Source organism: Microbacterium sp. TS-1 (assembly GCF_000509385.1).
Lineage (GTDB): Bacteria > Actinomycetota > Actinomycetes > Actinomycetales > Microbacteriaceae > Microbacterium > Microbacterium arborescens.
In genome coordinates this window covers 1,183,416-1,203,104 of record NZ_BASQ01000001.1, presented here as the reverse complement: position 1 = coordinate 1,203,104, position 19,689 = coordinate 1,183,416, and the positions used below count along the sequence as shown (strand labels likewise).

21 protein-coding genes are annotated in these 19,689 nt (G+C 70.4%); 15 read left to right on the top strand and 6 right to left on the bottom strand.

All coding sequences use genetic code 11. The features are described from left to right. The first annotated feature begins 5 nt into the window (after positions 1-5). Positions 6-3,524 carry a bifunctional RecB family nuclease/DEAD/DEAH box helicase gene (locus tag MTS1_RS05705; protein WP_036304659.1) on the top strand — a complete coding sequence of 1,173 codons (3,519 nt, stop codon included), beginning with the start codon at positions 6-8 and terminating at the stop codon, positions 3,522-3,524. Between the two features lie 17 nt (positions 3,525-3,541). Here MTS1_RS05705 and upp read toward each other — a convergent pair whose 3' ends face one another. After that, positions 3,542-4,177: a uracil phosphoribosyltransferase gene (gene upp, locus MTS1_RS05700; RefSeq protein ID WP_023952235.1), complete on the bottom strand. Its 636-nt coding sequence runs from the start codon at positions 4,175-4,177 to the stop codon at positions 3,542-3,544. Positions 4,178-4,264: 87 nt separating this feature from the next. Between upp and MTS1_RS05695 the strand changes: the two genes are divergently transcribed. Beyond that, positions 4,265-4,696 carry a nucleoside deaminase gene (locus MTS1_RS05695; protein ID WP_036305091.1) on the top strand — a complete coding sequence of 144 codons (432 nt, stop codon included), beginning with the start codon at positions 4,265-4,267 and terminating at the stop codon, positions 4,694-4,696. 33 nt (positions 4,697-4,729) lie between these two features. Here the strand turns inward: MTS1_RS05695 and MTS1_RS05690 are convergent, their stop codons facing one another. After that, positions 4,730-5,848, bottom strand: a complete 1,119-nt coding sequence (locus MTS1_RS05690; RefSeq protein WP_023952233.1) for an alpha/beta fold hydrolase — start codon at positions 5,846-5,848, stop codon at positions 4,730-4,732. A gap of 114 nt (positions 5,849-5,962) precedes the next feature. On the opposite strand from MTS1_RS05690, the gene proC reads away from it, so the two are divergent. Further along, positions 5,963-6,805, top strand: a complete 843-nt coding sequence (proC, locus tag MTS1_RS05685) for a pyrroline-5-carboxylate reductase (protein WP_023952232.1) — start codon at positions 5,963-5,965, stop codon at positions 6,803-6,805. A 103-nt stretch (positions 6,806-6,908) separates the two neighbouring features. Here proC and MTS1_RS05680 read toward each other — a convergent pair whose 3' ends face one another. Next, complete coding sequence (locus MTS1_RS05680) at positions 6,909-7,580, bottom strand: TrkA family potassium uptake protein (protein ID WP_023952231.1); 672 nt, start codon at positions 7,578-7,580, stop codon at positions 6,909-6,911. Continuing rightward, positions 7,573-9,015 (bottom strand): TrkH family potassium uptake protein, encoded by a 1,443-nt coding sequence (locus MTS1_RS05675; RefSeq protein ID WP_023952230.1) that lies wholly within the window; start codon positions 9,013-9,015, stop codon positions 7,573-7,575. The genes MTS1_RS05680 and MTS1_RS05675 overlap by 8 nt, the downstream gene beginning before the upstream one ends. A 100-nt stretch (positions 9,016-9,115) precedes the next feature. On the opposite strand from MTS1_RS05675, the gene MTS1_RS05670 reads away from it, so the two are divergent. From MTS1_RS05670 to MTS1_RS05650, 6 genes are all read left to right on the top strand, one after another. Then, positions 9,116-9,523 carry a helix-turn-helix transcriptional regulator gene (locus tag MTS1_RS05670; RefSeq protein WP_023952229.1) on the top strand — a complete coding sequence of 136 codons (408 nt, stop codon included), beginning with the start codon at positions 9,116-9,118 and terminating at the stop codon, positions 9,521-9,523. 99 nt (positions 9,524-9,622) lie between these two features. Continuing rightward, on the top strand, positions 9,623-9,814 hold the full coding sequence (locus tag MTS1_RS05665) for a helix-turn-helix domain-containing protein (RefSeq protein ID WP_023952227.1): 192 nt from the start codon (positions 9,623-9,625) through the stop codon (positions 9,812-9,814). An 83-nt stretch (positions 9,815-9,897) separates the two neighbouring features. After that, on the top strand, positions 9,898-9,996 hold the full coding sequence (locus tag MTS1_RS16250) for a 30S ribosomal protein bS22 (RefSeq protein WP_003792170.1): 99 nt from the start codon (positions 9,898-9,900) through the stop codon (positions 9,994-9,996). 114 nt (positions 9,997-10,110) lie between these two features. Then, positions 10,111-10,404, top strand: a complete 294-nt coding sequence (locus tag MTS1_RS05660) for a rhodanese-like domain-containing protein (RefSeq protein ID WP_023952225.1) — start codon at positions 10,111-10,113, stop codon at positions 10,402-10,404. Positions 10,405-10,420: 16 nt separating this feature from the next. Then, positions 10,421-10,699: a glutaredoxin family protein gene (locus MTS1_RS05655; RefSeq protein WP_023952223.1), complete on the top strand. Its 279-nt coding sequence runs from the start codon at positions 10,421-10,423 to the stop codon at positions 10,697-10,699. Next, a complete protein-coding gene (locus MTS1_RS05650) occupies positions 10,696-10,998 on the top strand; it encodes a Dabb family protein (protein WP_023952221.1) in 303 nt (100 codons plus the stop codon). The genes MTS1_RS05655 and MTS1_RS05650 overlap by 4 nt, the downstream gene beginning before the upstream one ends. Before the next feature lie 33 nt (positions 10,999-11,031). Here MTS1_RS05650 and MTS1_RS05645 read toward each other — a convergent pair whose 3' ends face one another. Next, positions 11,032-12,225 carry a mechanosensitive ion channel family protein gene (locus MTS1_RS05645; protein ID WP_023952219.1) on the bottom strand — a complete coding sequence of 398 codons (1,194 nt, stop codon included), beginning with the start codon at positions 12,223-12,225 and terminating at the stop codon, positions 11,032-11,034. A gap of 89 nt (positions 12,226-12,314) precedes the next feature. Then, positions 12,315-13,655, bottom strand: coding sequence for an aspartate--tRNA(Asn) ligase (gene aspS / locus MTS1_RS05640; protein ID WP_023952216.1), 1,341 nt, complete (start codon positions 13,653-13,655; stop codon positions 12,315-12,317). Positions 13,656-13,754: 99 nt separating this feature from the next. Between aspS and MTS1_RS05635 the strand changes: the two genes are divergently transcribed. Genes MTS1_RS05635 through ccsB form a run of 6 tightly spaced genes read left to right on the top strand, consistent with a single transcriptional unit; the run spans position 13,755 to position 19,414 of the window. Continuing rightward, on the top strand, positions 13,755-14,477 hold the full coding sequence (locus MTS1_RS05635) for a DedA family protein (RefSeq protein ID WP_023952214.1): 723 nt from the start codon (positions 13,755-13,757) through the stop codon (positions 14,475-14,477). A 25-nt stretch (positions 14,478-14,502) separates the two neighbouring features. Next, positions 14,503-15,144: a histidine phosphatase family protein gene (locus tag MTS1_RS05630; protein WP_023952212.1), complete on the top strand. Its 642-nt coding sequence runs from the start codon at positions 14,503-14,505 to the stop codon at positions 15,142-15,144. Then, positions 15,144-15,758, top strand: coding sequence for a TlpA disulfide reductase family protein (locus MTS1_RS05625; protein ID WP_023952210.1), 615 nt, complete (start codon positions 15,144-15,146; stop codon positions 15,756-15,758). The genes MTS1_RS05630 and MTS1_RS05625 overlap by 1 nt, the downstream gene beginning before the upstream one ends. Continuing rightward, positions 15,755-16,594, top strand: coding sequence for a cytochrome c biogenesis CcdA family protein (locus MTS1_RS05620; protein ID WP_023952208.1), 840 nt, complete (start codon positions 15,755-15,757; stop codon positions 16,592-16,594). Before MTS1_RS05625 ends, MTS1_RS05620 begins: the two co-directional genes overlap by 4 nt. After that, positions 16,575-18,350 carry a cytochrome c biogenesis protein ResB gene (locus MTS1_RS05615; protein WP_023952206.1) on the top strand — a complete coding sequence of 592 codons (1,776 nt, stop codon included), beginning with the start codon at positions 16,575-16,577 and terminating at the stop codon, positions 18,348-18,350. The genes MTS1_RS05620 and MTS1_RS05615 overlap by 20 nt, the downstream gene beginning before the upstream one ends. 5 nt (positions 18,351-18,355) lie before the next feature. Continuing rightward, positions 18,356-19,414, top strand: coding sequence for a c-type cytochrome biogenesis protein CcsB (ccsB, locus tag MTS1_RS05610; protein WP_023952205.1), 1,059 nt, complete (start codon positions 18,356-18,358; stop codon positions 19,412-19,414). Positions 19,415-19,689: the final 275 nt, after the last annotated feature.

The following is a 19,689-nucleotide window of genomic DNA, read 5'->3' as shown; positions in this document are numbered from 1 at the left end:
GGATCATGCGATACATCGAGGACGAAGGCCGGATCGTCTGGAGCGCGAGCGACCTCAAGGCCGCGGCCGAGTGCGAGTTCGCGTGGCTGCGCGCGATCGACGCCAAGCTCGGACGCGTCGCCGCCGTCGACGAGCCCGACGACCCGACGCTCGAACGGGCCGGCCGTCTGGGCGACCGGCACGAAGAACGTCAGCTCGCGGCGTACCGCGCCGAGTTCGGTGATCGTGTCACCGAGATCCCCGAGACGCGGTCATCGGATGCCGCGGGCCTGGCGCGGGCGGTCGCGCTCACGCGCGAGGCTCTCGCATCGGATGCGCGGGTGATCTACCAGGCCGCGTTCGCCGATACCGACTTCGTCGGGTTCGCCGACTTTTTGCTGCGCGACGAGGACGACCGGTGGGTCGTGCAGGACACCAAGCTCGCCCGTCACGCCCGGGTCACCGCGCTGATGCAGCTCGAAGCGTATGCCGTCCAGCTCGATCGCGAGGGTGCGCGCGTGGCCGATCACGTCGAGCTGCTGCTCGGCGACGGCACGGTGTCGCGGCATGCCCGGGCCGACATCGCGCCCGTGTTCGCCCTGCGCCGCGAGCGCCTGCGCTCCCTCATCGCCGATCGTGATGTCGCCGCAGGTGCGGCGGGGGAGGCCATCGCGTGGGGCGACGACCGCGGAGATCTGCGGATCGCGGCCTGCGGACGCTGCGCGACGTGCGACCTCGAGGTCGTCGCTGCGCGCGACCTGCTGCTCGTCGCCGGGATGCGGCCGATCCAGCGCGAGCGGCTGCGGGCCTCCGGCGTCACCACGATCGACGAGCTCGCGGCAGCGCGCGAGGCGCCGGGCCGGATGTCGTGGGACACGTTCACGGGGCTCCGCACCCAGGCGCGGCTGCAGCTCGAGAGTCCCGCGGGCGGCGTCACGGCCACGCTCCAGGGTGATACCGAGGACGGCCCGAGCGCTGCGCCCCTGCCGACCTATGAGGTCGTCTTCCCGCGGGCACTCGGCGCGCTTCCCCGGCCAGACCTCGGCGACCTGTTCTTCGATTTCGAGGGAGACCCGCTCTACACCGAGGGCGCGGGTCGCCACTGGGGCATCGACTACCTGTTCGGGTGGGTCGACCTGCGCGAGCAGTACTCCGCGCTGTGGGCCCACACGTTCGACGAGGAGAAGGCGGCGTTCCAGACCTTCCTCGAGTTCGTCGCCGTGCAGCGGGCCGCCCACCCCGCGATGCACATCTATCACTACGCGCCGTACGAGCCGACGCATCTCCTCGCGATGGCCGCGCGCTACGGCGTCGGCGAAGCGGAGGTCGACCGACTCCTGCGCGACGGTGTCTTCGTCGACCTGTACCCGATCGTCCGCCGGGCGCTTCGGGTGGGCTCGCGCTCGTACTCGATCAAGAAGCTCGAGCCGCTCTACATGGGCGCCGAGGTCCGCACGAGCGACGTCCAGAAGGGCGACGACTCGATCGTCCGGTACGTCGAGGCGCGTGCGCTCGCCGAGGCGGGTGACGCAGACGGCGCCGCCGCGATCCTCGCCGACCTCGCCGACTACAACCGCTACGACTGCGTGTCGACGCGGCGGCTGCGCGACTGGCTCGTCGACCGGGCGCGCGAGGCGCAGCTCCGCCCGTCGGCCGACGTCGAGCCCGAAGAGCGCGCTTACGAGCCGTCGCCGCGGGCGACGGCGCTCTCACGGCTCGCGGATGCCGCTGCCACCGACGACCCCGCCGGTGCGGAGGCTCCGGCAGTCGTTGCGCTCCGGCTCGGGGCAGCGGCGATCGACTACTACCCGCGCGAGGCGAAGTCGTTCTGGGCCACGCACTTCCTCCGTCTGCGCGAACCGCTCTCGATGTGGGAAGACACCCGTGACGTCGTCGCCGTCGCGTCGGAGCGCAGCCGGGTGCTCGAGGACTGGCATCGCCCCGAGGGTGCCCGGACCGACCGGCGCATCCTCGAGCTTCGCGGCGAGGTCGCGCCGGGCACGCGGCTGAGCGTCGATTCGTCGCCCTTCGCGATCTACGAGTCGCCCGCGCCGTTCCCGACCGAACCGCGGCCGCGCTTCATCCACGCCGACCGGCGCGTTCGGGTCGTCGAGGTGCTCGATGACGGCGCGATCGTCGAGGAGCTCGCCGCGGGGGCCTACATGTGGTCCGAGCTGCCGATCGCGCTGACCCCCGCGGCGCCGCCGCCCGCGGGCAGCCAGCAGGCGGCGATCGACGCGTGGGCAGACGGGGTGATCCATACCGCGCCCGAGCTTCCCGCCGATCCCGCAACCGACCTGCTGCTGCGCCGCCCGCCGCGAACGTTCTCCGGCGGTTTACCGGGCGACGGGTCCGACCCCGTCGCGGACATCTCGCGCGCCATCCTCGACCTCGACCGCAGCTATCTCGCCGTCCAGGGCCCTCCCGGAACGGGCAAGACCTATGTGGGGTCGCACGTCGTGGCGCGTCTGGTCAGCGAGCGCGGATTCCGCGTCGGTGTCGTCGCGCAGTCGCACGCCGTCGTCGAGAACATGCTCGATCGCATCGCGGCGGCGGGCGTGCCCCGCGAGAAGATCGCCAAGGCGGTGAAGGGCGAGCCGAGCGGTGACGAGGCCTTCACCGTCATCCCGAAGAACGGGGTCGCCGAATTCACCGCGACCCGTCCCGACGGCTACGTCATCGGCGGCACCGCGTGGGATCTCACTCACGCGGGCCGCATCCCGCGCGGCAGCCTCGACCTGCTCGTGATCGACGAGGCCGGTCAGTTCTCGCTCGCCTCGACGATCGCGGTGTCCGTCGCGGCATCACGGCTCCTCCTGCTGGGCGACCCGCAGCAGCTGCCGCAGGTCAGCCAGGGCACACACCCCGAGCCGGTCGACACATCCGCTCTCGGCTGGATCATGGACGGCGCTCACGTCATTCCCGCCGACCGCGGGTTCTTCCTGGCCGAGACCCGGCGCATGCGGCCGGAGGTCGCCGAGCCGGTCTCGGTGCTGGCCTATGACGGACGTCTCGCCGCGCACGTCTCGACCGCGGACCGGGTGCTCGAGGGCGTAGCCCCGGGCGTCGTGCCCGTACCGGTCGCGCATCGGCGCAATGCGACCGCCTCGCCCGAGGAGGCGGAGGCCGTCGTGCGCCTGGTCGCCGATCTCCTCGGCCGCACGTGGCTGCCCGATCCGACGGCCGCGCCGCGTCCGCTCGACCAGCGCGACATCATTGTGGTCACCCCCTACAACGCCCAGCAGGTGCTCGTAGAAGAAGCGCTCGCCGCAGCGGGCTACACCGAGGTACCGGTGGGAACGGTCGACCGCTTCCAGGGCCAGGAGGCCGCCGTGGCGATCGTGTCGCTCGCGGCATCCTCGGGACGCGACGCACCGCGAGGGCTGGAGTTCCTGCTGCTGCAGAATCGCCTCAACGTCGCCGTCTCACGAGCGCAGCACACGGCGTACATCGTCTACGGCACCGGCATCCTCGACGATCTGCCGCGCACGCCCGAGGGGGTCGCGCGGATGAGCGCGTTCGCTCGCCTCGTCGGGGCGGTCTGAAGCGCGCGGCTCGCGGGTCAGTCGACGGTGCCGTAGAGGCGGTCGCCGGCGTCGCCGAGCCCGGGCACGATGTAGCCGCGCTCGTCGAGACGCTCGTCGAGCGAGCCCAGGACGAGGGTCACGTCGCGGTCGCCGACCTGCTTCTCGATGGCGGCGAGCCCCTCGGGAGCGCCGAGGATGCAGATCGCGGTGACGTCCTGCGCACCGCGCTTGAAGATGAAGTCGATCGCGGCGCCGAGCGACCCGCCCGTGGCGAGCATCGGGTCGAGCACGAAGCACTGGCGGTCGCTGAGGTCGTCGGGCAGGCGCTCGGCGTACGTGGTGGGCTCGAACGTCACCTCGTTGCGCGCCATCCCGAGGAAGCCCACCTCGGCGGTCGGGAGGAGCTTGGTCATGCCCTCGAGCATGCCCAGCCCGGCGCGCAGGATCGGCACGACGAGGGGACGCGGCTTGGCGATCGCGAGGCCCGTCGTCCGGGTGACCGGGGTCTCGATCTCGACCTGCTCGGTGCGGACGTTCCGGGTGGCCTCGTACGCGAGCAGGGTGACGAGCTCTTCGGTGAGCTGGCGGAACACCGGCGAGGTGGTGTTCTTGTCGCGCAGGACCGAGAGCTTGTGGGTGATGAGGGGGTGGTCGGCGACGTGAACACGCATGTGATGATCCTACGCGGACGGTCCGCATCTCCTCGGCTCTACGCTGGTGCCGTGACCCTGACGGCATCCGCTGACGACATCCGCAGCATGACGCTGGCCCTCCAGCTCGCGGAAGCGGCTGCCGCAGCCGGCGACATCCCCGTGGGTGCGGTCGTGACCGATGCCGCGGGCGCGGTGATCGGCGAGGGACGGAACCTCCGCGAGGCGACCGGCGACCCGACGGCTCACGCCGAGGTGGTCGCGCTGCGCGCCGCGGCGGCCGCGACCGGGTCGTGGAACCTGGCCGGCTGCACCCTCACCGTGACGCTCGAGCCCTGCGTCATGTGTGCGGGCGCGATGCTGCAGGCGCACGTCTCGCGACTCGTCTTCGGCGCGTGGGACGACAAAGCCGGAGCCGCCGGTTCGCAGTACGACCTCGTGCGCGACCGCCGGCTTCCCGTGCGCGCGGAGGTCGTCGCCGGGGTGCGGTCCGCGGACTCGTCGGCGCTGCTGCGCACGTTCTTCGCGCAGCAGCGGTGAGGTCGGCTGCGACTGCGACGGCGCCAGGGCCGGTCAGTCCCAGGAGCTGAGGATGATCGCCTCGGTCGGGGGAGCCGGTGAGATGGGCGTGCCGAGGTAGCCCATCGTCGAGAGGATCGCGGTGCGGACCTTGCCCGGGCGTTCGAGGTGCACGGCGTGCCCGACGCCTTCGATGACGACCTCGGTCACCTGACCGCCCGCCTCGCGGTACCGCTCGAAGACGGCGCGCGTCTGCGCGACCATCTGCTGAGCCGGCGCGGCTTCCACACCCGGCCAACCCGGGATCGCGCCGATCTCACCGAGGTGACCGCTGTCGGCGAACGAGCCGTCCGCGACGATGACGTCCGCACCGCCGCGCACCCACAGGATCGGAGGCGCGTCGTAGCCCGCCGCGAGGTCGACGATCGCCGAGACGTCGAAGTGCCCCGGTGCGAGGGCGTTCTGCGTGCCGAGCCCACCTGCGGCGAAGCCCGGCCAGTTCTGGCTCGGGACGCTGTCGCCGGGGTAGTTCCCCTCGGCCGTCGACGTCGTGAGCATCGCCTCGACCCACGTGTCTTCGTTGTCGGACTCGTAGTCGGGCGAGACGAACGACGTGCGGAAGAACGAACGGGCGGTGCCCTCGTCGTCGCCGGCGTCGCGAGCGGTGAGACGGTCGACGAGTGTCGGGCTGATCGTGCCTGCACCGCACCCGGCGTCGTCGTCGGTCAGGCGCGTGCCGTCGAGCCGCGTGCCGCCGAAGCCGTAGGGCGAGACGGGTGAGAGCAGGCTGAGCGAGAGCACCCGGTGATCGAGGGCGTACTGCATCGCGACCGCGGCTCCCAGGCCCCAGCCCACGAGGTGCACGGCGTCGAGGCCCAGAGCCTCGAGCGTCGCCCGCACATCGTCGGAGAAGTCGCGGACGCCGCGCGTCGCGTCGACCGGGAGCCGTTCGGTGTCACCGAAGCCGCGGAGGTCGATGGCGATCGGGCGAACGTCGCTCGGCAGGTCTTCGATGATCTCCTGCCAGAACAGGCTCGACCCGGGAGCCGTGTGAAGCAGCACGAGCGTGCGGTCGGCCGGGGTCTCGGGGTCGTCTGCGGCGCGTTCGAGGATGTTCACCGCCAGGCGCGACGTCTCGATGGTGCGTGGCGTGATGCCGTCGAAGAGGGGCATGGCGGGATCCTTCGCTCTGCTCTGCGCGGCGAGCGCCTCCGCGCCCGCGGACGCTTCGACTCTACCTCGCGCCCGTTCCCTCCGCTGGGAAACGGCCGGACTTAAGATGGCCGCATGCCCGACGTCGTCGCCCTGCCCCCGATCGCCATCCTCGGAGCCGGTTCGATGGGGGGTGCGGTGCTCTCGGGCCTGGTGGCCTCCGGCGCCGCCGCCGGAGGAGTGACCGTCACCAACCGCACCGCCGAGAAGGCTGCCGCCCTCGCCGACCTGCCGGGAGTGACGAGCGTCGCGCTCGCAAACACACCCACGGGCAACACGGATGCCGCGGCCGCGGCCGATGTGGTCCTGATCGGCGTCAAGCCCGCGATGGTGCCCGACCTGCTGCGCGAGATCGCGCCGGTGCTGCGCCCGGGGGCGGTGGTGGTGAGCCTCGCCGCGGGCGTCACGATCGACACGTTCGCCGGCATCCTGGGGTCGGACGTCGCGGTCATCCGATCGATGCCCAACACCCCCGCCGTCGTCGGGAAGGCCGTCACGGGACTGGCCGCCGGCCCCGCGGCATCCGATGCGCACCGGGCGACCGTGCGCGCGCTCTTCGAGACGTGCGGCGTCGTCGTCGAGGTGCCGGAGGAGCAGATCGACGCCCTGTCGACGATCTCAGGCTCGGGCCCCGCCTACGTCTTCCTGCTGATCGAGGAACTCACGCGGGCTGCGGTGGGCAAGGGCTTCGCCGAGGCGGAGGCGCGGGTGATGGCCGAGCAGACGTTCATCGGTGCGGCCGCCCTGCTCGACGCCTCGGGGGAGGACCCGGCCGAGCTGCGGCGGCGCGTCACGAGCCCGAAGGGCACCACCGAGCGGGCGATCGCCGTGCTGCAGGAGGCCCGCCTCGACGACGTCTTCGCTCGCGCGACCGACGCCGCGCTCGCACGCGCCCGCGAGCTCGCCGCCGGAGCCTGACCCCGACCCCCGGCCCCCCGGAGCGCCATCCGAGGTCTCACTTGGGCCGGGTATGCGGCCCGCATAACCGGCCGAATGGGGACCTCGACGCGGGGGTGCCGGGTCAGCGGTCGAGCGAGGCGAAGCGCTCGATGTCGGAGTTCGTGCCCGAGACGATGATGAGGTCGTGATTGGTGACGACCGTGTTCGCCTCGGCGTAGCGGAACGGCTTGCCGGGGCTCTTCACGCCGACGACCGTGACGCGGTACTTCGTTCGCACGCCGGACTCGTTGAGGCCGACGCCGCGGATGAACTTCGGCGGGTACATCTTCGCCAGCACGAAGTCGTCGTCGAAGCGGATGAAGTCGAGCATGCGCCCGCTGACGAGGTGCGCGACGCGCTCGCCGGCCTCGCGCTCGGGATACACGACGTGGTTGGCGCCGACGCGGGCGAGGATCTTGCCGTGCGACTGCGACACGGCCTTCGCCCAGATCTGCGGCACCTTCAGATCGACGAGGTTCGCGGTGATGAGCACGGACGCCTCGATCGACGAGCCGACCGCCACGACGGCGACCTGGAAGTCCTGCGCCCCGATCTGCTTGAGCGCGTCGAGGTTGCGGGCGTCGGTCTGCACGGCGTGCGTGACGCGCTCCGACCACTTCTGGACGAGCTCGAGGTTGTCGTCGATCGCGAGCACCTCGCGGTCGAGGCGGTCGAGCTCGCCCGCGCAGGCGGCGCCGAAACGGCCCAGCCCGATGACCAGGACGGGAGCGTCGCTTCGTATCTGCTCAACCAACGATCGGCCTTTCGACGGGCAGGGCGTACAACTGCGAACGGGATGCCGCGGCCACCGCTGCAGCGAGAGTCACTGTACCAACGCGTCCCATGAACATGACGAGGGCCATGACGTACACCGCCGGGTCGGGCAGTTCGGCCGTCAAGCCTGTCGACAGCCCGACGGTCGCGAAGCCGGAGATCACGTCGAACAGCACTTCGTCGACGGGAGCTTTCGTGATCTGGGCGATCGTGACGGTGCCGATCGCGACGATCGTGGCGCTCCACGCGACGACCGAGAGGGCGACGCGCTGGACGTCGCTGGGGATGCGGCGGCGGAACACCTGCACCGACGGGCGTCCCTTCGCCTCGGACCACACGGCGAGGGCGAGCACGGCGAGGGTCGTGACCTTGATGCCGCCGGCGGTCGAGGCCGAGCCGCCGCCGACGAACATGAGCATCGATCCGACGATGAGCGACGAGCCGTGCATCTCGCCGATGTCGATGATGGAGAAGCCCCCCGACCGGGTCATCGCCGAGATGAAGAAGGCCTGGAACGTGGTGTCCCACGCCTCCATCGACCCGAAGGTCGCCGGGTTGTCGTACTCGAGGAGCAGGAAGACTCCGGCGCCCGTGAAGAACAGGATGATCGTCGTGATGATTGTGAGCTTGGCGTGCAGCGACCACGCGCGCACGTGCCACTGGTGGCGCCAGAGCGTGAAGATCACGGGGAAGCCGATGGAGCCCAGGAACACCCCGGCCATGAGCACCGTGAGCATGACGTAGTCCTGCGCGAACGGCTGCAGACCCTCCGCGTTCGGCGAGAAGCCGGTGTTGGTGAAGGCCATCGCCGCGTAGTACGGCGCCTCCCACAGTGCGGTGAGCGGGTCGACGCCGCCGAAAAGCAGCGAGGGGTACAGCAGGATCGCCAGGCCCGCCTCGATGACGAGCGTCGACAGCGCGACGGTGCGCAGCAGCAAGCCGACCTCGCCGAGGCGGACGGCTTGACCTTCGTTGACGGGACCGCCGTGTGCGCGCATCGGATTGCTGTCGCCGGCGGCGATGAGCTTCGCGCGCAGGCCGAGGCGCTTGGAGATCACGAGTCCCAGGATCGACGCGAGGGTCAGCACGCCGAGCGCGCCGACGTTGACGCCGATGTAGATGAGGACGTGGCCGAACGGCGACCAGTGCGTGGCCATGTCGACGGTCGCGAGCCCCGCGACGCAGATCGTCGACACCGCGGTGAACAGCGCGTCGGCGAACGGCGTGGCCCGGCCCGATGCGGATGCCGCCGGCAGGGAGAACAGCGTCGTGAAGACGAGGATCAGCGTCGAGAAGATCAGAACCGCGAACCGTGACGGGGAGGCGGTCGCGAGATCACGACCGGCATCCCACGCGCTGCGCCCGAAGCCGCGGAGGCGGCTGAGGATGACCGCGCCGACGGACCTGTCCGCCATGCGTGTTCCTCCCCACGATCGCAGCTGTTGCTCCCGGCGCCGCGGTAGGTCGGTGCCGATGTCATGGTACTCGGGCGTGCGCGCCGACTAACCTGATGGCATGGCGGACATCTTCGACGTGATCGCCGACGGTACCCGTCGGGACATCCTGAGGCTCTTGCTCGATCGGGACTCCGATCCGCGCTCGTCCGGGACGAGCGTCTCGCAGATCGTGAGCGAGCTCGGCGTGAGCCAGCCGACGATCTCGAAGCACCTGAAGGTGCTGCGCGGGGCCGAGCTCGTCACCGTGCGGGAGGAGGGGCAGCACCGCTACTACAGCCTGTCTCCCGAGCCGCTCGATGTCGTCGACGACTGGCTCGTCCCCTTCCTCTCGTCCGAGGCCTACGACGCCGAGCCCGTCGCCGCGCTGCCCGAGCAGGCGGTCGCTGCGGCCGAGCTGGTCGGCCGGGCTGCGGCATCCGCGAAGCACGCCGTCACGAGCGTGTTCGGCAAGCGGTCCGGACGCTGAGCCCAGAGCCCTCGCTTCGGCGGAGCAACAGGCGTCACTCCGGTTTACACGCGTCGCGCCCGACCCCTAGAGTGTTCGCATCCGGGGAAAGGGATGACGATGGCCGAGCTGCCCGATGTGCGCTTCCTCACTGTCGCGGAGGTGGCCGAGATCATGCGGGTGTCGAAGATGACGGTGTATCGCCTCGTGCATTCCGGCGAGCTGCCCGCCGTGCGCTTCGGCCGCAGCTATCGCGTCCCCGAGTCGGCGGTGCGCGACGTCGTGCAACGGCCGATCGCCGACGTCGGCTAGACTGATCCGAGGCATTTTTCGCGAGGTGCCTGTTCCCGGACGCAGACGAGATGCGTCCAGACCCTGACATAGTGAGGTTTTCCGTGGGTTCTGTCATCAAGAAGCGCCGCAAGCGCATGGCGAAGAAGAAGCACCGCAAGCTGCTTCGCAAGACTCGCCACCAGCGCCGCAACAAGAAGTAAGTCGCGGCGACGTCACTGAGCGCCCCGTTCGGCTCCGGCCGAGGGGCGCTTCGTGCTTTCCGGATGCGGCCGCCCCGCCGCGCCGCGGCCTAGGCTGAACGTGGAGGAACGAGCATGAAATCCATCACCATCGACGAGCTCCGCGCGGGCCGCGACATCCCCCTCATCGACGTGCGCGAGGATCACGAGTTCGCCGCGGGACGTGTTCCCGGCGCGATCAGCATCCCGATGTCGCAGCTCGGCGACCGCATCGGCGAGCTGCCCGACGGCGCCTTCGACGTCATCTGCCAGGCCGGCGGACGATCGGCGCAGGTCGTCGCCGCCCTCGAGGCGCGCGGCTACGATGCGACGAACGTCACCGGAGGCACCGGCGAATGGGCGTCGCGCGGTTTCGAGCTCGAGCGCTGAGAGCGCCGCGCCACCGATGTCCACGCTGACGCTCATCTCCAAGCCCGGCTGCCACCTCTGCGACGTCGCCCGCGAGATCGTCGACACGGTCGTGGCCGACCTGCCCGGCGACGCTGAGGTCGAGGTCGTCGAGAGGTCGATCTTCGACGACCCGGCGCTCTTCGAGCAGTGGTGGGAGAAGATCCCCGTCGTGTTGATCGACGACCGCCTCCACGCGCACTGGCGTGTTTCCGCCGACCGGCTGCGCGCCGCGCTGACCGACGAAACCCCGACCCCGACCGAGGAGTCCGCATGACCATCCGCCACGTCGTCGCCTGGAAGCTCGCCGCCGAAGACGCCGAGACCCGAGCCGAGCACGCCGCCGAGGTGGCACGCCGCATCCGAGGGCTCGTCGGTGTCGTCCCCTCGATCCGCTCCCTGAGCATCGGCCCGAACAGCGCTTACGCCGATGTGAACGGCGACGTCGCCCTCGTCGCCGACTTCGACGATGTCGCCGGTCTCGAGGAGTACCAGGTGCACCCGGCTCACCAGGAGGTCGCGGCGTTCGTCCGCGGCGTCGTCGCGAGCCGCATCTCGGTCGACTTCGAGGTCTGAGCCGAGCCTCGGCCGCGCGCGGTGGCGCACGCGTCAGTCGCGCCGATCGCGCTCGGCGAGGTCGTCCGTCACGACCACCGGGATCGCATTGGTGAACGTGCTCGCCCGGCGCTCGGCCTCGGCGCTGCCGGTGAAGAGCCCGTCGTTGGTCGGTGTGGGGTCGTGCGTGATGTGGTGGTCGCTGCCGTGGCCCGGGGTCGCGGCATCCGACATCACGATCCGCTGCACCGGAACGGCCTGCGGCATCGTGCGCTGCACCCACGTGACCATCGCCTCGCGCACGAGGCAGCGCAGGTCGAAGAGGGTCGGGGCGTCCTTCGCGGTGACGAGGATGCGCACCCGCACGTAACCGGCGACGGCATCGGTCACCTGCAGCACCGAGGTCCGGCGATCCCAGAGGTCGGTCTTCTCGAGCACGTCGTGCAGGTGGGTGCGCATCGCGGCGGGGGAGACGTTCCAGTCGAGGTCCATCTCGACGGCGCCCAGCAGCTCTGAGCCGCGCCGGGTCCAGTTCTCGAACGGCGTCGTCGTGAAGTAGGTGCACGGGAGGACGAGACGACGGTCGTCCCAGAGGTCGAGGACGACGTAGCTGAGGGTGATCTCGCCGACGCGGCCCCACTCGCCGTCGGCCACCACGACGTCGTCGACCCGCAGAGCATCGCTGAAGACGATCTGAAGGCCCGCGAAGACGTTCGCGAGCACGGACTGCGCGGCAAGGCCCGCGACCACCGACGCGATACCGGCTGAGGCCAGGACGCTCGCCCCGACCGCGCGCACGGAGTCGAACGTGAGCAGCACCGCCCCGATGCCGATCACGATGATGATCGCGACAGCGAGGCGGCGCACGATCAGCATCTGCGTACGGATGCGGCGGGCGACGCGATTGTCGGGCACGTCGATGCGGTAGCGGCCGAGCGCGACGTCGGTGACGACGAGCACGAGGGATGCGAGCAGCCAGGCGCTCGCGGCGATGATGGCGATCGTCAGGATCTGCCCGAGCACCGACCGCCACAGCTCATCGGGGAACGCGGTCTGCACGGCCGCCCACAGCACGATGGCGACGAGCAGCGAACGGAACGGCGTGCGCGAGCGGCGGCCGAGCACCTCGGGCCAGCGCTGCCGTCGTGCGGCGATGCGCAGCGCGACGTGAGCGACCACCGCGATCACCGCCGCGACCGCGAGTCCCACCAGCACGGCGATGCCGAACTCCATCCAGCCGTCCCACATACGTCTTGCTCCTCTCGTCAGCGGAGAAGCCACGATACGGGCGTCGGCCGGCGGCGCCTGAAGGCTTGCCGGGTGTGCGGGGTGGTGTGTTACGGGGCCAGACGCGTGGGGCCGCGGAAGAGGTAGGTGACCTCGCGGATGGACGACTCGCCGAGCAGCAGCATCAGCACGCGCGCGAGGCCCATCCCGAATCCGCCGTGCGGCGGGGCGCCGTACCGGAAGAAGTCGAGGTAGAAGTCGAGGTGCTCGGGATCGAGCCCCTTCTCCTTGGCCTGCTCGATCAGGACGTCGACGCGGTGCTCGCGCTGCGCCCCGGTGGTGATCTCGACGCCGTTGAAGAGCAGGTCGTACGACTTCGTCAGCCCGGTCTCCTCGTCGCGCATGTGGTAGAAGGCGCGGATCTCGGGGTGATAGTCGGTGATGAAGACGAACTGGTGTCCGTACGTCTCGAGCACGTGCGCCGAGATCTGGCGCTCGCCCTCGGGGTCGAGGTCGCCATCGGTGCGCGGGATGTCGTATCCGCGTGCCGCGACGATCTCGCGGGCCTCGGCGAGGGGGATCCGCGGGAACGGGGTCTGGGGAACCTGGACCTCGACGCCGAACAGCTCGGCGATCTCGTCGCCGTGCTTGTCCTTGACGGCCTGGAACGCGAACTGCAGGAGCTCCTCCTGCATCGCGGCGACGTCCTCGTGCGAGTCGATCCAGCTGATCTCGGCGTCGATCGAGGTGAACTCGGTCGCGTGCCGCGAGGTGAAGGACGGGTCGGCGCGGAAGACGTCGCCGATCTCGAAGATCTTCCCGAAGCCCGCGGACTGCGCCATCTGCTTGAAGAACTGCGGGCTCTGAGCGAGATACGCGGTCTTGTCCTCGAAGTAGGGCACCTCGAACAGCTCTGCGGCCGACTCGGATGCCGAGGCCATGAGCTTGGGGGAGTGGATCTCGATGTAGTCGCGCTCGATCCAGTACGTGCGCATGGCGTGCTCGAGCGTCGTCTGCACGCGGAAGATCAGGTTGTTGCGGCGCTGGCGCAGGTCGAGGAATCGCCAGTCCATGCGCTTGTCGAGACCGGAGTCGGCGGCGATGGGCGTCTCGGGGAGGGCCGCGGCAGCGATGTCGAGGGCGCCGATCTTGATCTCGACGCCGCCGAGCTTGACGCGCTCGTCGTGCTTGAGCGCGCCCGTGACCGTGAGGAAGGTGCCGGTCGAGAGGTTCGAGATCAGGTCGGTGAGGGCGAGGGCCGCGGCATCCTGCTCGCTGCCGTCTTCCGCCGGTCGGGTGGCGGGGTTGACCAGCTGCACGGCACCGGTCTCATCGCGGAGGATGACGAACTGCACCTTCTTCTGATCGCGGACGGTCTCGACCCATCCGGACACCGAAACGGGGCCGTCGGGGCGGGCCTGCAGCTGCTGGACGAGAACGCGTTCACTCACGAGGGGAGAGTCTACGCGTCCAGCAATCTCCGACGTCGCGGCCCTAGGCTGTCCGCGGGGCCCGGCCGGGCATCCGATCACCGAGCGCGAAGGCACCCGATGACCGTCATGACCCGCACCGCCTCCGCGCACGCGTCGGCTGCCACCGCCGATGAGGGCGGGTCGTGGCTGACCACGCTCGCCGACTGGACCGTGTCGCTGATGGACACGATCGGGCCGGCCGGCGCTGCGATCGCCGTCGGGATGGACAACCTCTTCCCGCCGATCCCCAGCGAGGTCGTGCTCCCGATGGCCGGGCTGGCGGCGTCGCGGGGGTCGTTCACGCTCGCGGAGGCGATCCTGTGGACCACCTTCGGATCGGTCGCCGGCGCCTTCATCCTGTATCTCCTCGGCCGCTGGCTGGGCGCGGATCGCCTGCGCCGGATCGCCGATCGGATGCCGCTGGTGACCGGCGACGACGTGGTCCGGTCGGTCCACTGGTTCGAGAAGCACGGATCGATCGCGGTGTTCTTCGGCCGGATGGTGCCGCTGTTCCGGAGCCTCATCTCGATTCCGGCCGGCGTCGCGCGGATGCACTGGTGGAAGTTCGGCCTGCTCACGACGGCGGGCAGTCTCATCTGGAACTCCATCTTCGTGATGGCGGGCTTCCTCCTCGGCGAGAACTGGCACATCGTCGAGCAGTACGCCGAGATCTTCCAGACGATCGTGATCATCGTCGTCGCGGTGCTCGTCGTCTGGTTCATCGTCTCCCGTGTGCGCGAGCTGCGGCGAGGCCGCTCCTCGGGCCCGGGCACGGCACCCGAGCGCTCAGGGTCCGCATAGGAGCCGCCGCCGTAGACTGGAGACCGTGCCCGCAGCCCGTCTCCATCTCGTGCGCCACGGTGAGGTCCACAACCCCCGGCGCGTGCTCTACGGACGGCTGCCGCACTTCGGACTGAGCGAGGACGGCCGGCGCATGGCGCGCTCCGCTGCCGAGTACGTGTCGTCGCTCGGCCGGCCCGTCACCGCCTTGATGTCGTCGCCACTGCAGCGCACACGCGAGTCGTCGGAGCCGTTCACCGAGCTCTTCGGTCTCGACCCCGTCATCGACGAGCGGGTCATCGAGCCGCACAACGTCTTCGAGGGCCGTCGCATGCGCAACGCCCTCGTCAACCCCTGGAACTGGTGGCACCTGCGCACCCCCGCCACGCCGAGCTGGGGAGAGCCCTACCTCGAGATCGTCGCGCGCATGGATGCCGCGATGCGCGATCTGTGGGACGCGACGGATTCGGGCGACGTCGTGATCGTCTCGCACCAGCTGCCGATCTGGATCACCCACCTCGCGATCGCGGGGGAGCCGCTGCGCCATGACCCCCGTCGGCGCCGGTGCGCCCTCTCGAGCGTCACGAGCTTCGAGCTCGACGACGGGGGAGAGCGCGCCGCGTGGCGCGAGGTCGCGTATGCCGAGCCCGCCTCCACCGCGGGTGCCGTCGATGTAGGAGCCGTCTGATGAAGCGCCGCCTCGTGGCCGCCGTCCTCGCCCTCGGGCTCGCGGCAGGGCTCGCCGCCTGCTCGAGCCCCAACGACGACCTCGCGGGGCAGTACCGCGACGGCGACAACAAGGGGTTCATCTCGGGCGACGGCACGACCACGGAGATCCCCGAGGCCGAGCGCGGCGCCCCGATCGAGTTCACCGGAACGGCCGTCGACGGCTCGACGATCTCGAGCGCCGACTACGCCGGCAAGCCGCTCGTCCTCAACTTCTGGTACGCCCAGTGCGGGCCGTGCCGAGCCGAGGCGCCGCTGCTGGAAGAGGTCTACACCGACACGCAGGAGGTCGGCGCGGAGTTCCTCGGCGTCAACATCTACGACGGACCCGAGCAGGCGTCGGCCTTCGAGCAGAACTACGGCATCAGCTACCCGTCTCTCCTCATGCAGGGCGACGGTGAGCTGAAGCTCGCGCTCGCGGCATCCGCATCGGTCCAGGCGGCGCCCACGACGCTCGTGCTCGACACCGAGGGGCGGGTCGCCGCCCGTATCGTCGGACAGCTGCGGGATGCCGGCATCCTGCGCACCCTCGTCGAGGACGCCGCGAAGGCGGGCGCCGGCGCGGGATCGTCGTGAACCCGGGCGAGATCGTCTTCGGCGGAGCCCTGTGGCTCGCGGTGCCGATCGCCGTGCTCGCGGGCCTGGTGTCGTTCCTCTCGCCGTGCGTGCTGCCCCTCGTTCCCGGCTACCTCGGCTTCCTCGGCAGCGCGGTCACCCCGCGCGAGCCCGCGGGGCGGGGCGCCGGCCGCGACGAAACTCGGAGAATCGCGCGAAGCTCGGAGGATGCCGAGGGATCGGTCCGCGTCTCGACGGATTCTCCGACGTCCGCGCCGGGCCGCGGACGCCTGCTGCTCGGCGTCGGACTGTTCATCGCGGGATTCACCGTGGTCTTCCTCGCCATGGGCGTCTTCGCGGGCACGGTCGGCCGCGTCTTCTTCGAGTACCAGGAGGTCATCACGCGCGTCCTCGGCGCCGTCGTGATCGTCCTGGGGCTCGTGTTCGTCGGCATGTTCGGCTTCGCGCAGCGCATCTACCGGCCGCAGCTGCGGCAGAACCTCGGCATCGCCGGGGCGCCCCTGCTCGGTATCGCGATGGGCATCGGCTGGGCGCCCTGCATCGGTCCGACCCTCGCCGCGATCCTCTCGATCGCCCTCAGCCAGGCAGACCCCACCCGCGCGGGGGTTCTCGCCGTCGCGTACTCGCTCGGACTCGGCATCCCCTTCGTCCTGCTGGCGCTGGGCGCGAGCTGGGCCACCCGCTCGGTGGCCTTCGTGCGCCGGCACATCCGCGTCGTGAACATCGCCGGGGGAGCGCTGCTGGTCGTCCTCGGCCTGCTGATGGTCACCGGCGTCTGGACCACGATCATGTCCGTCTTCCAAGGAGTGGTGGCCGGTGTCCCGACCTTCCTCTGACCAGGCCGATCCCTCGGCGCCGCTGCGACCGGGAGACCACTCCGACGCCCCGCAAGACAGCGGCGTGGATGGTGATCGCACGATCACGCAGCCCCAGCTCGGGATCGTCGGGTGGCTGCGGTGGGGCTGGCGGCAGCTGACGAGCATGCGCACGGCGCTCGTGCTGCTGCTCCTGCTCGCGATCGCCGCCATTCCGGGATCGATCGTGCCCCAGCGCAGCGCCGACCCCAACGGCGTGACGCAGTGGCGCACCGACAACCCCGACCTGTATCCGATCCTCGATGCGCTGCAGCTGTTCGACGTCTACACCTCGGTGTGGTTCTCGGCGATCTACATCCTGCTGTTCGTCTCGCTCGTCGGATGCGTCATCCCCCGCACCAAGCACCACTGGCAGGCACTGAAGTCGCGCCCGCCCCGCACCCCCGTGCGCCTGTCCCGGCTGGCCGATCACCGCACGGTCGGCGCCGCTCTGCGAGAGGACGAGGATGCCGCGGCCGCGGCGTCGGCGGCCGTCGACGAGGCTGAGCGACAGCTGCGCAAGTCGGGCTACCGCGTCGAGCGCTACGACTCGGGCCCCGTGGCATCCGTCTCCGCCGAGCGCGGCTACCTGCGCGAGACGGGCAACCTCGTCTTCCACGGGGCGCTCGTGGGCGTGCTGATCTCGGTGGGCATCGGCGGTGGGCTGACGTACACGGGCCAGACCGTCATCGTCGAGGGCGACACGTTCGTCAACTCGCTCGGCCTCGGCTACACCTCGTTCAACCCGGGCCGCTTCGTCGACACCGACCAGATGCCCCCGTACTCGCTGACCCTCGACAAGTTCGACGTGACGTACGGCCCGTTCACCGGGGGACCGGGGCACGGGATGGCCGGTGACTTCCTCGCCCACCTCACGGTGACCGAGCCCGGGCAGGAGCCGCGCGACGGCGACGTGCGGGTCAATCACCCCTACGGGATCGAGGGTGACCGCGTATACCTGATGGGCAACGGCTACGCCCCGACGATCACCGTCCGCGACGCCGCAGGCGAGGTCGTGTTCAGCGAGGACGTGCCGTTCCTGCCGCAGGACAACAACATGACCTCGATCGGGGTCGTCAAGATCGCCGACGGGATGCCGAAGCAGCTGGGGTTCGCCGGCTTCTTCTACCCGACCGCTGCGACGCTCGAGACGGGCGCCATCGCCTCCGCCTACGGCGACCTCACCAACCCGCTCGTGACCTTCCGCGTCTACGAGGGCGACCTCGGCATCGACGACGGCACGCCCCGCTCGGTGTACACGCTCGACCCGACCGGCATGGAGCAGATCGCCGGCGGCGACTCGGGTGTCGCGTCGCTCGAGCTCGAACCCGGTCAGACCGTCGACCTTCCCGGCGGTCGCGGCACCGTGACCTTCGAGGACCAGCGCGCGTCGGGCGCCGAGGCAGCGGTCAAGCGCTACGTCTCGCTGTCGATCCACCGCGACGTGGGGGCGCCGTTCGTGCTCGTCTTCGCGATTCTTGCGACCCTCGGTCTGCTCGCGGGTCTCTTCGTGCCGCGCCGGCGCCTGTGGGTCAAAGCGACCCCGGTCGACGGCGCGATCCGCCTCGAGTACGCCGGTCTCGCCCGCGGCGAGGACCCCGCGATCGCGCAGGCGGTCGCCGACGTCTCCCGCGGCCACCTCGCCGCCCTCGGGCGCGACGAGGTCGAGGTCCCGCCCGAGGCGGAGCGTCCCCGCCGTCCCCGCCCCGCCCGCGCGCAAGCGCCCGACGTAAACTGAGGATCATGCCCGAAGACCTGTCGTTGGATGCCGTCTCGGTCCTGCTCGTCTGGACAGCCGTGGCTGTCTACGCGCTGGCCTTCATCGCCTACGCGGTCGATCTGGCTCGTCGTTCCGACCTCGCGCTGAAGACCAAGGACTCCGTCCCGGCGGCCGCCGCCGCTCCAGTCCTGGTCGGTGCCGGCGGCTCGCAGACGATCGGCGAGATCCGCGCCGCGGAGGCACAGGCCGAGCTCGCGCTCAACGCCCGCCCCGCCGACCGGCCGCGCCTGCTGTGGGCGCGCATGGGCACGACCCTGACGTGGATCGCGTTCCTCTTCCACCTCGGCGCCACCGTGCTCCGCGGCATCGCGGCCGAGCGGGTGCCGTGGTCCAACATGTACGAGTTCGCCCTCACCGGGCTGCTCCTCGTGGTGATGGTCTACCTCGTCGTGCTCTTCCGGTACGACCTCCGGTTCCTCGGCACCTTCATCACCGGTCTCGCGGTCGTGCTGCTGGGCGGATCGGTCCTCAACTTCTACGTCGCGGTGGTGCCGCTCGCGGACCCGCTGAAGTCGATCTGGCTCGTCATCCATGTCTTCGTCGCCTCGCTCGCGTCGGCCTTCTTCGCGCTGGCGTTCGCCCTGTCGATCGTGCAGCTCATGCAGGCGCGACGCGAGGCACGCGCCCTGGCCCGCGCAGGCGCAGACGCCGGGGATGCGGCATCCGCTCCTCGGCGCGACGGCGCGCGCTTCCTGCGTACGCTGCCGAGCGCTGACGCTCTCGAGTCGCTCGCCTACCGGTTCGCGATCATCGGCTTCATCTTCTGGACCTTCACCCTCATCGCCGGTTCGATCTGGGCCAACGATGCGTGGGGCCGGTACTGGGGCTTCGACACGAAGGAAGTGTGGACCTTCGTCATCTGGGTGCTCTATGCGGGCTACATCCACGCGCGCGCAACGCGCGGCTGGCGCGGCAACCGCAGCGCCTGGCTGTCGATTGTCGGCTTCTCGGCGGTGCTGTTCAACTTCATCATCGTCAACCAGTTCTTCAAGGGGCTGCACGCCTACAGCGGCCTGAGCTGAGCCTCGGGGCCGCCGCCCGGCCTGCGCCTTCGGTTGGCGGGTTCTGCCCGTACCTGTCGCGGGACGGGGCGTGAACTGCCACCTGTGCCATGCCGGTGGTGCGGGACCTCGCTTCGGTTGGCAGGGTCGGCCCACTCGTGCGTCCTGAAGGGGCGCGAAGTGCCGCCTGAACCTTGCGCTGGTGTGGTGGCCGCCCTCGACTGGCGGATTGGCCATTCCTGTGGGGTGAGTGGCCCGCCGCCCGAAGCTCACCGGGCCGCGGGCCCGGCCTCGCC

Bases quoted from the DNA above. Each gene is read 5' to 3' on its own strand.
- MTS1_RS05705 (WP_036304659.1), top strand. From the start codon at position 6: ATGCGATACATCGAGGACGAAGGCCGGATCGTCTGGAGCGCGAGCGAC.
- upp (WP_023952235.1), bottom strand. From the start codon at position 4,177: ATGCGTGTTCACGTCGCCGACCACCCCCTCATCACCCACAAGCTCTCG.
- MTS1_RS05695 (WP_036305091.1), top strand. From the start codon at position 4,265: ATGACGCTGGCCCTCCAGCTCGCGGAAGCGGCTGCCGCAGCCGGCGAC.
- MTS1_RS05690 (WP_023952233.1), bottom strand. From the start codon at position 5,848: ATGCCCCTCTTCGACGGCATCACGCCACGCACCATCGAGACGTCGCGC.
- proC (WP_023952232.1), top strand. From the start codon at position 5,963: ATGCCCGACGTCGTCGCCCTGCCCCCGATCGCCATCCTCGGAGCCGGT.
- MTS1_RS05675 (WP_023952230.1), bottom strand. From the start codon at position 9,015: ATGGCGGACAGGTCCGTCGGCGCGGTCATCCTCAGCCGCCTCCGCGGC.
- MTS1_RS05670 (WP_023952229.1), top strand. From the start codon at position 9,116: ATGGCGGACATCTTCGACGTGATCGCCGACGGTACCCGTCGGGACATC.
- MTS1_RS05665 (WP_023952227.1), top strand. From the start codon at position 9,623: ATGGCCGAGCTGCCCGATGTGCGCTTCCTCACTGTCGCGGAGGTGGCC.
- MTS1_RS05660 (WP_023952225.1), top strand. From the start codon at position 10,111: ATGAAATCCATCACCATCGACGAGCTCCGCGCGGGCCGCGACATCCCC.
- MTS1_RS05655 (WP_023952223.1), top strand. From the start codon at position 10,421: ATGTCCACGCTGACGCTCATCTCCAAGCCCGGCTGCCACCTCTGCGAC.
- MTS1_RS05650 (WP_023952221.1), top strand. From the start codon at position 10,696: ATGACCATCCGCCACGTCGTCGCCTGGAAGCTCGCCGCCGAAGACGCC.
- MTS1_RS05645 (WP_023952219.1), bottom strand. From the start codon at position 12,225: ATGTGGGACGGCTGGATGGAGTTCGGCATCGCCGTGCTGGTGGGACTC.
- MTS1_RS05635 (WP_023952214.1), top strand. From the start codon at position 13,755: ATGACCGTCATGACCCGCACCGCCTCCGCGCACGCGTCGGCTGCCACC.
- MTS1_RS05625 (WP_023952210.1), top strand. From the start codon at position 15,144: ATGAAGCGCCGCCTCGTGGCCGCCGTCCTCGCCCTCGGGCTCGCGGCA.
- ccsB (WP_023952205.1), top strand. From the start codon at position 18,356: ATGCCCGAAGACCTGTCGTTGGATGCCGTCTCGGTCCTGCTCGTCTGG.